The organism is Leptolyngbya sp. FACHB-36 (genome assembly GCF_014695955.1).
Lineage (GTDB): Bacteria > Cyanobacteriota > Cyanobacteriia > Leptolyngbyales > Leptolyngbyaceae > FACHB-36.
Genome location: NZ_JACJPG010000666.1, coordinates 1 through 13,406 on the forward strand (window position 1 = coordinate 1; position 13,406 = coordinate 13,406).

11 protein-coding genes are annotated in these 13,406 nt (G+C 53.7%); 6 read left to right on the forward strand and 5 right to left on the reverse strand.

Annotation, left to right across the window (positions count from 1 at the left end; genetic code table 11):
- The 3 genes from H6F43_RS20820 to H6F43_RS20830 all read left to right on the forward strand — a co-directional run.
- The coding region (locus H6F43_RS20820; RefSeq protein WP_190345074.1) for a GAF domain-containing protein at positions 1 to 2,142 on the forward strand (2,142 nt) is incomplete at its 5' end.
- Between the two features lie 75 nt (positions 2,143 to 2,217).
- A complete protein-coding gene (locus tag H6F43_RS20825) occupies positions 2,218 to 5,475 on the forward strand; it encodes a hybrid sensor histidine kinase/response regulator (protein WP_190345076.1) in 3,258 nt (1,085 codons plus the stop codon).
- 27 nt (positions 5,476 to 5,502) lie between these two features.
- Positions 5,503 to 6,009, forward strand: a complete 507-nt coding sequence (locus H6F43_RS20830) for a chemotaxis protein CheW (protein ID WP_190345078.1) — start codon at positions 5,503 to 5,505, stop codon at positions 6,007 to 6,009.
- Here the strand turns inward: H6F43_RS20830 and H6F43_RS20835 are convergent.
- A complete protein-coding gene (locus tag H6F43_RS20835) occupies positions 5,998 to 6,465 on the reverse strand; it encodes a hypothetical protein (protein ID WP_190345080.1) in 468 nt (155 codons plus the stop codon). The two genes, H6F43_RS20830 and H6F43_RS20835, sit on opposite strands and share 12 nt — an antisense overlap.
- 129 nt (positions 6,466 to 6,594) lie before the next feature.
- Entirely contained in the window at positions 6,595 to 7,083 is a 489-nt protein-coding gene (locus tag H6F43_RS20840) for a L,D-transpeptidase (protein WP_206754593.1), read from the reverse strand.
- 271 nt (positions 7,084 to 7,354) lie between these two features.
- Here H6F43_RS20840 and purB point away from each other — a divergent pair, with 271 nt between their 5' ends.
- Positions 7,355 to 8,701 carry an adenylosuccinate lyase gene (purB, locus tag H6F43_RS20845; protein WP_347272448.1) on the forward strand — a complete coding sequence of 449 codons (1,347 nt, stop codon included), beginning with the start codon at positions 7,355 to 7,357 and terminating at the stop codon, positions 8,699 to 8,701.
- Positions 8,702 to 8,715: 14 nt separating this feature from the next.
- Here purB and H6F43_RS20850 read toward each other — a convergent pair whose 3' ends face one another.
- Positions 8,716 to 9,945 carry a methionine gamma-lyase family protein gene (locus H6F43_RS20850; RefSeq protein WP_190345083.1) on the reverse strand — a complete coding sequence of 410 codons (1,230 nt, stop codon included), beginning with the start codon at positions 9,943 to 9,945 and terminating at the stop codon, positions 8,716 to 8,718.
- 147 nt (positions 9,946 to 10,092) lie between these two features.
- On the opposite strand from H6F43_RS20850, the gene H6F43_RS20855 reads away from it, so the two are divergent.
- Positions 10,093 to 10,911 (forward strand): acyl-CoA desaturase, encoded by an 819-nt coding sequence (locus H6F43_RS20855; protein ID WP_190345085.1) that lies wholly within the window; start codon positions 10,093 to 10,095, stop codon positions 10,909 to 10,911.
- Between the two features lie 46 nt (positions 10,912 to 10,957).
- Here the strand turns inward: H6F43_RS20855 and H6F43_RS20860 are convergent, their stop codons facing one another.
- The gene (locus H6F43_RS20860; RefSeq protein WP_190345087.1) at positions 10,958 to 12,217 is read right to left on the reverse strand and encodes a glutamate-5-semialdehyde dehydrogenase; all 1,260 of its coding nucleotides are present in this window, start codon (positions 12,215 to 12,217) and stop codon (positions 10,958 to 10,960) included.
- 4 nt (positions 12,218 to 12,221) lie between these two features.
- Positions 12,222 to 12,629, reverse strand: coding sequence for a hypothetical protein (locus H6F43_RS20865; RefSeq protein ID WP_190345089.1), 408 nt, complete (start codon positions 12,627 to 12,629; stop codon positions 12,222 to 12,224).
- Between the two features lie 374 nt (positions 12,630 to 13,003).
- On the opposite strand from H6F43_RS20865, the gene H6F43_RS20870 reads away from it, so the two are divergent.
- The gene (locus H6F43_RS20870) at positions 13,004 to 13,333 is read left to right on the forward strand and encodes a heavy metal-binding domain-containing protein (RefSeq protein ID WP_190345091.1); all 330 of its coding nucleotides are present in this window, start codon (positions 13,004 to 13,006) and stop codon (positions 13,331 to 13,333) included.
- The last annotated feature ends 73 nt before the right edge of the window (positions 13,334 to 13,406 follow it).

Sequence of the window (13,406 nt, forward strand, 5' to 3'; positions counted from 1 at the left end):
ACCAAGATTCGCCAAGTGTCCGATTTGGACAGCATCTTTAGCACCACGACTCAAGAAGTGCGACGTTTGTGCAACATCGAGCGCGTCACAATCTACAAGTTTCGCGAGGACTACTTTGGCGATTTTATTACCGAATCAGAAGCCGGAGGCTGGCGCAAGCTTGTGGGCAGCGGTTGGGAAGATCCGTACCTGAACGAGCATCAGGGCGGGCGGTTCCGGCAAAATCTGCCGCTGGTTGTGGACGACATTCACGTTGGCGAAACGATTTGGGAAGACGGCAAGTTTAACCTGCAAAAGCCAAAGCGTCCCCTCACCGATTGCCATATTGAGGCACTGGAATACTACGAAGTGACGTCGTGCGCGGTCGTCGCCATCTTCCAGGGACAAACGCTGTGGGGCTTGCTGTCGGCGTTTCACAACAGCGGTCCGCGCCACTGGGAAGAAGCCGAAGTCAAGCTGCTAATGCGAGTGGCGGACCAGCTAGGGGTGGCAATTCAGCAAGCGGAATATCTGGCGCAACTGCAAGCCCGATCGACCGAGCTAGTCAAATACGCCGATCGCCAGCGCAACTTTCTGCGAATCATCGATCGCGTGGGGCAGTCGTTGATCGACAAAATTCGCTTGTCCAAAGATGTGGAAACCATCTTTGGCACCACGACTCAGCAGCTACGGCAGCTCCTTCAGGTCGATCGTGTGGCAGTGTATCGCTTCACCCCCAACTGGGGCGGTGAGTTTATTGCTGAATCGGTGGGCGCGGGCTGGATGCGATTTGTCAGTCCTGAAACCACAACCGTTTGGGACGACACTTACCTGCAAGAAACACAGGGCGGTCGCTACCGCAGCCACGAAAGCTTCGCGGTGGATGACATTTACAAAGCCGAGCATTCCCCCTGCCACATTGAGATTCTGGAGCAATACGAAATCAAAGCGTACCTGATTGTGCCCGTGTTCACTGGGGAGGAGCTTTGGGGACTGCTGGCTGCCTATCAAAATTCAGGTCCGCGTCACTGGGAAGACGCCGAAGTCAGCTTGATGGCTCAGTTGGGTGCCCAGCTAGGGGTGGCGTTGCAGCAGGCAACCTATCTGGAACAGGTGCAAACCCAAGCGCAGCAGCTGACGGAAGCCGCAGAGCGGGAGAAGGCAGCCAAAGAAGCGTTACAGCAGGGCGTAATTCAACTGCTGTCGTCGGTGCGACCCGCGCTGCAAGGCGATTTGACGGTTCGCGCTCCTGTTACTGAAGACGAAGTCGGAACGGTAGCAGATGCCTACAACAACACCCTGCAATCCCTGCGACGGATTGTGGTACAGGTGCAAACCGCGACCGATAGCGTTGCCCAAACCTCTGAAGGTAGCAGAACCGCGATCGCCCAGCTTTCCCAGCAGGCGCAGCAAGCCGTACAGGAGCTAACTCAGGCGCTCACGCAAGTGCAGTCGATGGGACAAGTAACCCAAACGGTTGCAGACAATGCCAGACAGGTGGAAGCCGCCGTGCAGCAAGCCAATGACATTGTGCAGCAGGGCGACGCTGCCATGAATCTGACCGTTGAAGGGATTCAGGCGATCCGAGCCACCGTTTCTGAAACCACTCAGAAAATTAAGCGCTTGAGTGAGTCCTCCCAGAAGATCTCCAAAGTCGTCAACCTAATTAACAACTTTACTAACCAAACCCAGCTTCTAGCGCTGAATGCGGCGATCGAAGCCACTCGCGCAGGTGAATACGGACGCGGCTTTGCGGTTGTTGCCGATGAAGTCCGCTCACTGGCGCAGCAGTCAGCGGAGGCAACCACCGACATCGAAAAGCTGGTGCAGGAAATTCAGGCAGAGACGACGGCAGTGGCAACCGCAATGGATATGGGGATTGAACAAGTCGTGGGTGGCACCAGTCGAGTCAACGAAGCTCGGCAAACGCTGAATGCGATCGTCGCGGCGACGGCACAAATTCAAGGATTGGTGCAGAGCATCACCCAATCGACTCAAGCGCAAACGCAGCAGTCTCAGTCGGTGACTCAAACGATGAGTCATGTGGTGACGATCGCCAGCGATACCTTTGAGGAATCTCGCAATATCTCGACCTTCTTGCAAGAGCTTCTTGACACGTCACAAGCGTTGCAAGCCAGCGTCAAGCAGTTCAAGGTCAAGTAGGACACGCTAGGGGCGTGGCTGTGCCATGCCCCTACACCCTCTGCGTTTGCATCACTTTCAAATTGGCACATTCCCATGACACTCGACTCGACTCTGTATGAGGAAAGCTACGCAGCCTTTCTGACCGAAGCGCAGGATATTTTGCAGCGGATTGAGCAGGATTTGCTGAGTTTGAGCGACGATCGATCGCCTGCAAAAGTGCATCGGCTCATGCGATCGGCTCATACCCTTAAAGGCGCAGCCGCCAGCGTTGAGCTAGACACGATCAAACAAATTGCTCACGTCCTGGAAGACATTTTTAAGGCGCTCTACAATCCCGATGTCGTCGTGGATGCGGAGGTAGAGTCGCTGCTGTTTCAGGCATACGAATGCTTGCGCTTTCCCTTGATGGCTGAGCTAATGGGCAAGCGCACCGAAGAACAGGAGTTCCTCGATCGGGCAGCGCTGATCATTGCACAACTTCAGGAAAAATTGGGGGACTGCTTTGATCGTGAAGCACCCATTCCCAATTCGGCAGAACTCGGATTTGATGTCGTGCAGTCGCTATTTGAGGTGGGAGTCCAGCAACGGCTGCAAGAATTAGAGCACGCGCTAGACTCCAGAAATCTGCAAGCCGTAGACGCTGAATTACGGACAAAAGCTGACATCTTTCTGGGATTAGCAGAGTCCTTAAATTTGCCAGGATTTGGAGCGATCGCCCAAACAACCCTAGCGGCATTAGAGGCACATCCAGAGCAAATCATGGAGATTGCTAAATTGGCGCTGGCTGATTTTGTTCAGGGACGGACGCTAATTTTGGCGGGCGATCGAACACATGGCGGAACTCCATCGGCAGCACTGCAAGCTCTAGCAGGCGTTGGAGCAAACCCATCTGCGCCAGACGAACAGTTTCCGACAGTTGGCGCTGAAATACCCCTTCAATTCGCCCAGATTCCCACGCTGGACGAGGCGAACCTTCAAAGTTCCGCAGAATTGGAGAATGGTCATACGTCCTTGCTTAAGTCCGCCTCAGTGCAGTCGGAGACGACTGTAAAAGCGGATGTTCCAGTCGCGAGCGCAGAGTCGCTGAGTCTGGATGACGTCTTTGGCGAAATGGCTGCCGCGTGGGAGACTTCAGAGCCAGAAACAGAGCCAGAAGCAGACAGTGCAGCATCACCCACTGAAGTATCAGTCCCTTATTCCATCTCCCCGGTTGTCTCCACTCCAATAGAACCGCCTGAATTTCCCCGATCGGAACCCATCCGATCGGAACCCATCCGAATTTCGGTTTCGTCTTCGGCAGAATCGGCGGCTGAACCGCCACGGGTTGAGCCTGTACGAGTCGATGTGGAACAGCTCAAACATCTGGATTATTTAGCGGGTGAACTGCTGATTAACCAGAGTAAACAAACCACTCAAGACCAGCAGCTACGAGGAATGGTGCAGGAGTTGCGATCGTCGCTACAGCAGCATCAGCGAACGCTGTACAGCCTGCAAGATTGCGTAGAACGGCTGATGGGGCAGGCTGAACAGGGTCGGCTAGTTACGTCGCTGTCTGCCGTCGGAGCCGCGTTGCCATCTGCTGCGCCCTTAACTTCGACGTTTGATGTCTTGGAAATGGAGCGCTATAGCGACCTGCGGGTGCTGGTGCGATCGGCATTAAACGAAACCGTCCAGCTTGATGAAACTGCCGAAGGGGTAGATCAAGTCACGAAACAATCCAGACGATCGCTAGAGGCAGAGCGGCGATTGCTGGTTCAGGTTCGGGATGATCTCACCTCACTGCGAATGCGACCGCTACGAGACCTGCTGAACCGCTTTCCCCGTCTGCTCCAGCAGCTTGCAGACGCGCACGGCAAACAGGTGGAGTTAATTCTCAGCGGAACTCACGTATTGGTGGATAAAGCGATCACTGAGCGGCTGTATGACCCGTTATTACATTTAATCCGCAATGCCTTTGATCACGGAATTGAACCGTCAGAGGCGCGGCAGTCGCAGGGTAAGCCCCCGATCGGCAAAATTGAGATTCGGGCAAACCAACAGGGCAATCAAACGGTAATTGAGGTCAAAGATGATGGGCGCGGCATTAATCTTCAGCAGGTTGCTCAACGGGCGATCGAGCTAAATCTCATCACCCACGAACAGGTCAGCACCATGCCAGAATCTCAACTGCTGGATGTGCTGTTTCAACCAGGATTTTCAACGGTGACGGAGCTAAGCGAGCTTTCCGGTCGCGGCGTTGGGTTAGACGTGGTCAACAGTCAGCTTCAGTCGATGAATGGCTCGATCGCGGTCAGCACGGCTCCTCAGCAGGGCACCACGTTCTCGCTCAAAATTCCCCTGTCGCTGACCACGACGAAACTGCTTGTTTGCCAAGCGCAGGGATTTGCGTACGCCTTACCCGTTGAGCGCGTTGAACAAATCATTATTCCTACACCTGAGCAATTTCACATCTCAAGTGGGGAACAACTGGTGCTTCGCTGGCAGCACGGACCCGAAGAATTCATGGTGCCCGTATATGTGCTATCGGAGTTAGTTAATTACTCTGATCTCAGCTCTCGGTTAGGTTCAGCCGCCACTTCTAAAATTCAATCAACCTCCTTACGCAGCAAGCAAATTGTGCTCGATCAAGCGGAGGCTGCCCCCGTACTTCTGCTGCAAACCATTTATGGTCGTCGGGCATTAATGGTCGACGACGTGTTGGGAGAACAAGAATTGGTCACCCGCTCTTTGGGAGCCGCGATCGCTCCTCCTCCTTACGTCTACGGTTGCTGTATTTTGGGCAGCAGTCGTTCGGCGCTAGCGATCGATGTTGAGGTGCTGATGCAGCTTACAACAGAAGTGGAATTCCTGACAGAACACCCCTCGCCGTCAGAAGCATCACCCGCTGCACAATTGGATCAACTCCTGCCTGCGCCGATGCGATCGACGGCGGCTCGCCAGCTAGCAGGTCAGGGTAGCCCCTTTAAGCGAGCCCAATCCAAGGCAGTACTCGTGGTTGATGATTCGTTTACCATTCGACGACATCTTGCCCTTGTGTTTGAGCGGGTTGGTTACGAGGTTTTCCAAGCAGGAGATGGGCTAGAAGCGCTAACTCAATTGCGTCAACATACCGCTATCAATTTGGTTGTCTGCGATATTGAGATGCCAAATTTGAATGGATTTGAGTTTTTGGGTCAAGTCCAACGAGATCCCGTTTTGGCGAAAACTCCTGTTGTGATGCTCACTTCTCGAAGCAGTGCAAAGCACCGTCAAATTGCTTTGGAATTAGGTGCAGCAGCCTACTTCACTAAACCCTATGACCACAACGATCTGGTTGCGGCGGTCGATCGATTGCTTGAACAACCTGTTTAATCGAAATTTTTAGCAGTGGAGCTGTTTATGGATACTGCCCTTTCAATGTCGCTTCAAGCCAACTCGGCTCCTTTAGTAGAGTCTTGTAAAGCCACCCTGTTCAAAGTTGCAGATCATTGGTTGGCGCTTCCAGCAACCACAGTTCTCAAGGTCATTCCATCCTCTGATTTGGGGGGCAGCGAACGCGGTAACTTAACGGTATGGGATAACCATCCACTCGTTCGATTAGACCTCCATCAACTTCTAACTCGTAACGCTACGAATTCGTCTTCTGGAGTGGAACAGAGATTGAAATTGCGGCAGTACACGATGATTGTTTGGTCACAAACGGGTGAGCGATGCGGCATTTTAGTCGATGAATTACCCGTCCTACAGGAACTCTCTCTAGCGGAAGCCCAAGTGTTACCACCACACTATCGGCAAACAATCCGCAATATTGCTAAGTATCTGGTCATTCAACCCTATCAAGGCGCAGTTCTTAATGTTTTGCTGTTGGATTTACAACAGGCATTAAACAAGGCGTCACTCAGTTGAGAAATTAGGAGGGTTTCGTCCACCTTTAAACATTGCTTCTAACTCTTCAACTGTTGTAAGAATTGCCTCCACATCTCTATCTGCAACCAATTCCCTAATTTCCTGAAGACGTTGCAATACGCCTGCTTTTCCATCTGGAAGCAATTCACTGAACTGATACCAATTGTAGAGGTGATACAACACGTGATACGTAGCGCCGATCGCAAGTTTGCGACCAGGTTCACGTAGAAACAGCTCTAGATCAACTAACCAGTCTATTGCGGCTCCGATCCCATCACCATACGTGTGAAACGCAGCCGCTTCCAGCATTTCCTCTGGTGCATTGGGATAAGCTTGGCGAAATGCCTGTTTTGCTTCGTCACGCAGGTTGCTGCGTTGGAGCAACGTTCGTACGATTTCCCAACGTTGTTCTCGGCTCAATGTTTTTGGCGTATTTGCATCGTCTGACTGCTGCATCTAAGCTCCTGGGTAAGGCTAAAAAGCTAACAGTGTAACTAAGGTATTTTAATTACGATCGCCCGATCGATAATCATTCCCAACACTGCGTGGTCCAGCACGTTGAGTTTCGTTTATCCCAGAGCTAGCTTACTGCAACACCTCAACTGGGGTTCCCAAATTGACCTGAGTGAACAACTCTTGCAAATCTTGCTGGTGCATGTGTAGGCAACCGTGCGAGGCAGCTTGTCCAACCGTGGCAGCATTGAGAGTGCCGTGGAAGCCGATCCAGTTGTTACCGTCGGTCCAGAAACCGATCCAATAGCCGCCTAGAGGATTTCTGGGATCGGTCGGTGAAATTGACTCCTGGGTGAACGGACTGATCCAGGTTGGGTTGCGCTGTTTCTGCGTGATGCGGAAGGTACCGATCGGTGTTTCCCATCCGGGGCGACCAACACCAATTCTGTAGCGCTTGACGACAACGTTACCCTCATACAGCACAGCCTGACGACGACTGAGGTGAACCTCTAGTCGGGTCGCCGCGCGACTGATTGCTGGTTGAAATCGTTGATTCGCTGCAAACGAAACAGCGGGCGAGGGGCTTTGCAACGGCTCAATCCAGTAATTTGAACGCTGCACTGGCTTTTCAATCAGGAATGTTAAGCACGCTAAGCTTGCTCCCACAAACAAGCCCATCCCAATGAGAGACCGAGTTTCACCTTGCATACTGCAACCGCTAGCCTTGTTACGCATCGTCGACAAAGGCAATATACCCCGTCTGCCTCAGACAAATTCTATCTTTAGGAAGATGTAACTTCTCTAAACCAAGCGTTTGCATTCGATACATCTCCGGTAACTCAGTGTATTAATTGGCTTACTAAGTAGTTGAGTTAGCGATGAAGCTGTCTAGATGATCGATCGGCAGATGTACAATGAAGCAGTTGTGTTGTGCGACATAGCTTTGATTGAGCGCTATACCCTGCCCGAACTGGGCGAACTGTGGACCGAAACCTACAAGCTGCGAACTTGGCTTCAGGTCGAGATTGCCGTGTGCGAGGCGCAGGCAGAGCTTGGCTACATTCCCGCTGAGGCAGTCGAAGAGATAAAAGCCAAAGCGAACTTTGACCCGCAGCGCGTGCTGGAAATTGAGAAAGAAGTCAAGCACGATGTCATTGCCTTTCTCACCAACGTCAACGAGTACGTTGGCGATGCCGGACGATACATTCATCTCGGCATGACCAGTTCCGACATGATCGACACGGCCCTGTCGCTGCAACTCGTCGCCAGCCTGGATGTAATTATGGCGCAGCTCGAAGCGCTGATTCAGGCACTCCGCTATCAGGCACAGCAGCACCGCGACACCGTAATGATTGGTCGATCGCACGGAATTCATGCGGAGCCGATCACGTTTGGCTTTAAGCTCGCTGGCTGGCTGGCGGAAGTGCTTCGTCACCGCGATCGCCTCTGTCGTTTGCACCGCTCAGTCGCGGTCGGAAAAATCTCTGGCGCAGTCGGCACCTACGCCAATATTGATCCCCGGATTGAAGCCATCGCCTGCCAAGCGCTTGGACTCGAACCTGACACCGCCTCGACGCAGGTGATCTCTCGGGATCGCCACGCCGAGTTCATGAATGGACTGGCGCTACTGGCGGCGTCGATCGAGCGCTTCGCGGTCGAGATCCGCAATCTCCAGCGCACCGACGTTCTAGAAGTCGAGGAATATTTTTCCAAAGGGCAAAAAGGCTCCTCTGCCATGCCGCACAAGCGCAATCCGATCCGATCGGAGCGTCTCACCGGACTGGCGCGGATGATTCGCGGCTATGCCGGAACCGCGCTAGAAAACGTGGCGCTGTGGCACGAGCGGGATATTTCCCACAGCTCCGTGGAGCGGGTAATGCTGCCCGATGCCTGCATCCTGACGCACTTCATGCTGGTGGAAATCACCGATTTGGTGCAAAACCTGCTGGTCTACCCGGAAAACATGGCGCGAAATATGAACGTCTATGGTGGCGTCGTGTTCAGTCAGCGGGTGATGCTGGCGCTGGTAGAAAAGGGCTTGAAGCGCGAGGAGGCGTATGCGATCGTCCAGTCGAACGCGCACGCAGCCTGGAACACCGAAGACGGCAATTTTCATGCGAGGATCGCTCACGATCCTCGCGTCACCGAAACGCTGTCGTCTGAGGAAATCGAAGCGTGTTTCGATCCTCAGCATCATCTGAAGAATCTGGACCAAATTTATCAACGGCTCGGCATCTAAGCGGCGGATTGCTCCTATCTTGCTTCTACTGCCGCGATCGCGGCCTCCAGCGCGATCGCCACGTGAGTCCAGTGGGTGCCGCCCTGACAAAACACGACATACGGCTCCCGCAGCGGACCATCCGCCGAAAACTCCGACGTGCTACCGTCAATGAACGTGCCGCCCGCCATCACGAGGCGGCTTTCGTATCCGGGCATCTCCGCTGGAACCGGGTCAAGGTAGGAGCCGATCGGCGAATGCTGCTGAATCGATCGGCAGAACGCAATAATTTTCTCTGGCGATCCCAGCTTGATTGCCTGGATCACATCCCGTCGTGGCTCCAGCGGACCTGGATTGACGGCATAGCCCAGCTTGTCAAAGACGTACGCTGTTAGGTGATTGCCCTTCATCGCTTCACCCACCATCTGCGGAGCCAGAAACAAGCCCTGAAACAGCAGACGATTTTGGTCAAACGTCGCGCCACCCGCGCTGCCAATTCCCGGTGCCGTCAGGCGACAGGTGGCAGCTTCGACTAAATCGGCGCGTCCCGCAACGTAGCCGCCTGCGGTGACGATCGTTCCACCCGGATTTTTGATTAGCGACCCTGCCATCAAATCGGCTCCGACTGCCGTGGGTTCACGATCGGCAACAAATTCGCCATAGCAGTTGTCCACAAAACACACGGTATCGGGATTCTGCTGCTTCACGAGATGGACAATTTTCTCGATGTCGCCAATGGATAAGCTTGGACGCCACGAGTAGCCGCAAGAACGCTGAATCAACACAAGGCGAGTCTCTGGTCGAACTGCCTGCGCCAGTCCGTGCCAGTCGATCATTCCTTCTGGGGTCAGCGCCAGTTCCCGGTAGCGAATACCGAACTCTGCTAGCGATCCCTGCTGCGATCCCCGCACGCCGATCACCTCTTCCAGCGTGTCATAGGGAGGTCCTGCCACTGCCAGTAGTTCGTCGCCGGGGCGCAGGATGCCGTAGAGGGCGCAGGCGATCGCGTGCGTTCCCGACACAAATTGGACGCGCACCGACGCCGCCTCGGCACCCATCACTTCCGCAAACACTTGATCCAACACTTGCCGCCCTAGATCATCGTGTCCGTAGCCGCTAACCCCCGCGAAATGGTGGGTTCCAACCCGATGCTGACGAAAGGCAGCGAGAACTCGCCGCAAGTGCCTCTTGACCTCTGCATCAATACGCGAAAAAATAGGAAATAGTGCCTGTTCTGCTTCGCTTAACAGTTCTACACTGTTCATCAATTGCCTCGTTCTCTTTTGGGATTCGCTAGGCGTCCAGGTTGCGCTGTAGTTGCACGCCGCCTGCCCCAGCGTTCACGTCTCTGGAATGAGCGAGGTCTATTGTCGCGCAGATCAAGCACTCTAATCCACATTGAGATCGAATGAATGACTGTTGCAACTTCTGATAACAAACTGAAGCTAGACTGGGGCATTGTTGCTGCCATGATAGCCTTCCATCTAGCCGCGCTCACTGCGTTCCTACCAGGAACGTTTAGCTGGTCAGCTGTCGGTGTGATGCTTTTTCTTCACTGGGTTACAGGCGGTTTAGGAATCACGCTGGGCTTCCATCGCCTCATTACCCATCGAAGTTTTCAAGTTCCTAAATTGTTGGAGTACTTTTTTGCCTTCTGCGGAACATTATCAATGCAGGGAGGACCGATCGACTGGGTGGGAATGCACCGTATTCACCACCTTCACTCAGATACGGAGCCTGATCCCCATGATTCCAACAAAGGCTTTTGGTGGAGTCACGTAGGCTGGATGCTGCATGAGCTTCCCGCGCAGAGCCAGGTTGCTCGTTTCACACGAGATATTGGCGACGATCCGGTCTATCAGTTTTTACAAAAATACTTTGCTCCGATTCAAGTTGTTTTAGGACTCATCCTTTACCTGATTGGTGGTTGGCCGTTTGTTGTTTGGGGCATATTCGTCCGAATGGTCGCTGTGTTTCACTGCACCTGGCTGGTGAATAGCGCTACCCATCTGTTTGGCTACCGCAGTCATGAATCGGGCGATCGCTCCACAAACTGCTGGTGGGTTGCTCTCCTGACCTACGGCGAAGGCTGGCACAACAACCACCACGCTTACCAACACTCTGCCCGCCACGGCTTGCAGTGGTGGGAGATTGACCTGACGTGGATGACGATTCAACTGCTTCAGACGCTGGGATTAGCAACGAAAGTTAAACTAGCAGAGAAGGAATAACGATGAATTATGAGTTACGAATTTTGAATTCGTAACTCATAATTCTCTAAAACTGTCCCGTTCCTTGCACAATATGCTTCGTGGTCGTCAGGGTTTCCATGCTAATTAGTCCCCGTCGCAGTCCTTTCTGATTGGACATGCCGAGAAAAATCGAGTCGCCTCGGTTTGGATTACGCGAGAAGCGCGGCGAAGCGTTGATGTATGTGGAGGCGCTGTTGATGCCAAGGGCAAACTGACGGCTTTCTTGGTAAGACTCCGTGACGAGGCAATCGGCGTGCCCATTGCTGTAGAGATTAATCCAAGCGATCGCCGCTTCTAGGCTGTCCACTACCTTAAAAGCGACAATTTTTGCCAGATACGCCTGCCGCCAGTCGGACTCTTCGGTCAGCTGCAATTCTGGAAAATCTGCCACAAGCTCGGCATCGCCCCGCACCTCAAACCCCTTTTCCCGCAGCGTTTTCCACAGCATTGTCAGGGAGGAGGGGTTTTGACTGCGATGAATCAGGACCTTTTCGATCGCGTTCACGGGATCAGGGTCGCTCTGGTGGCTATCCAAGATCATCCAGCGCACGGCATCCAGGCTACCTGACGGCGACCAGTAGAGGTAACAGTTGCCCAGAGCTGTCCTTAGAACCGGAGCCGTTGCCTGACGAAACACCTGCTGGACCAGGTTAGGGCGTCCGTAGGGAATAATCAGATTCAGGTATTGATCCTGCATCACCAAGTCCCGCACCGATGCGCCTTGGTCGGAGGGAAGCGCTTGAAAGCAGTCCAGCGGCAGCCCGACTTCCTCAATCGCCCCCGCCAGCGCTTGAGCGATCGCCAGGTTAGAGTAGCTGGCTTCGCTGCCGCCCCGTAGAATCAAGCAGTTACCCGTTTTAATGCAGAGTCCCGCCGCGATCGCCCCCAGTTCTGGAAACGCCTCGTAGATCAAGGCAATCACGCCCAGTGGCATTAGTTGCGAGTAGGTCTGACAGTTTTCGACAGGGTAGGCCGCTGTCATCACACGACCGATCGGGTCGGGCAGTTCGCTCAGCCGCTGCAAAAGCTGTACGGTCGTTTGAATCCGTTCCGGAGTTAGCTTCAACCATTCCAGAATCAGATCGGGCACTGCCATGTCTCGACTCGCTTCTAGGTCGAGCGTATTTGCCTCCAGAATTTCGTTCTGCTGGCGCTTGAGCGCCAGCGCCATTGCTTGCACAGTTTGACTCCGCAGCACTCCTTTTGTGGTTGCTAAGTCAATCGAGGCGCGGTAGGCGCGCTGGACCGCCACTGTAGGGTCTGGGGACAGGCTGAACGATTCCATTGGGCTAACGCCGATACGCGAGCAGAACCATCAGGGCTGGCAGCACAGCCAGCAGCAGCGCCACGATCGCCCACAGCAAAATTCCAGAATTGGCGGGGGAGTTTAGCGCCAGCGGCAGCCAAATGCTCAGCAGCACCAGAGTAATTCCCAGCGCGATCGGTAAGTAGCTTTCTCCCAATCCTGCTTTGACAATGCGCCACTGATGCCCAGTCCACCGCCACGACCGTTTGTAGGGGTAGCTAGTTGATAACTGCTCCAGCACGTGTCCGTTGTCTTCGACCACGAAAATCTGCTGACAGCGATTACAGCCGAAGGCTTCAGTCAGGGCGATCGGGCTTAATTGTCCCTTGCGACGACAGGGACAGGGATAATCCTGCGTGAGGTCAATCTTGTGGGCTTTTTGAGGTTGCACAGGCAGCAGTAAAACAAGAACTTCTGGCTACTGACCATCATGAACGCTCAAGCAAGAAGAATGCCAGTTCCTTCCACATTTTTTCAGTGATAGCGATCCAGCCACTCGACGGAGGGACAGGTTCGAGGGAGCAGACTCAGCCCCTTACGCGTCACCCCCAACTGCATGAGGTGCAGGTTGTCTACCAGGACAACGGGGAATCGTGCAGGATTCGACAAACGCTCCTCTGGCTTGTAATGCAAATATTACCATTACCGCTCAACCCATGCGCCCCTTCCTTCAGGCAATACTACCTAAACAAGCATCCGTGAACAAGCCGTCGCCCGATCGTGTAGCATAGCGGCAGCAGAACGGTGATACAGAGGACTTTTAGGATGATTGTGACAACGTCCGCGACGATCGAGGGTAAGCAGATTCTCAGCTACCACGGCATTGTTTGTGGTGAAGCGATTTTGGGCACCAATATCTTTCGGGACTTTTTTGCGGGTATCCGTGATATTGTCGGCGGACGATCGGCAGGCTATGAGCGATCGCTGCGTCAGGCACGCGAAACCGCGATTCAAGAGATGATCCAGGAAGCCGCCGCGGCTGGGGCAAACGCCGTCATCGGGATTGATTTAGACTACGAAACAATTAGCATCGAAAACGGCGGCACGATGCTGATGGTGTCTGCCAGCGGCACAGCCGTGCGAGTGGCTGGCTAGCTGACCGCGTGAACAAATGTCTAGTTCAATCGTCAGAGAATAAATAGTTTACGTCTGACGACACGATGAATAC

Bases quoted from the DNA above. Each gene is read 5' to 3' on its own strand.
- H6F43_RS20825 (WP_190345076.1), top strand. From the start codon at position 2,218: ATGACACTCGACTCGACTCTGTATGAGGAAAGCTACGCAGCCTTTCTG.
- H6F43_RS20830 (WP_190345078.1), top strand. From the start codon at position 5,503: ATGGATACTGCCCTTTCAATGTCGCTTCAAGCCAACTCGGCTCCTTTA.
- H6F43_RS20835 (WP_190345080.1), bottom strand. From the start codon at position 6,465: ATGCAGCAGTCAGACGATGCAAATACGCCAAAAACATTGAGCCGAGAA.
- purB (WP_347272448.1), top strand. From the start codon at position 7,355: ATGATCGATCGGCAGATGTACAATGAAGCAGTTGTGTTGTGCGACATA.
- H6F43_RS20850 (WP_190345083.1), bottom strand. From the start codon at position 9,945: ATGAACAGTGTAGAACTGTTAAGCGAAGCAGAACAGGCACTATTTCCT.
- H6F43_RS20855 (WP_190345085.1), top strand. From the start codon at position 10,093: ATGACTGTTGCAACTTCTGATAACAAACTGAAGCTAGACTGGGGCATT.
- H6F43_RS20860 (WP_190345087.1), bottom strand. From the start codon at position 12,217: ATGGAATCGTTCAGCCTGTCCCCAGACCCTACAGTGGCGGTCCAGCGC.
- H6F43_RS20870 (WP_190345091.1), top strand. From the start codon at position 13,004: ATGATTGTGACAACGTCCGCGACGATCGAGGGTAAGCAGATTCTCAGC.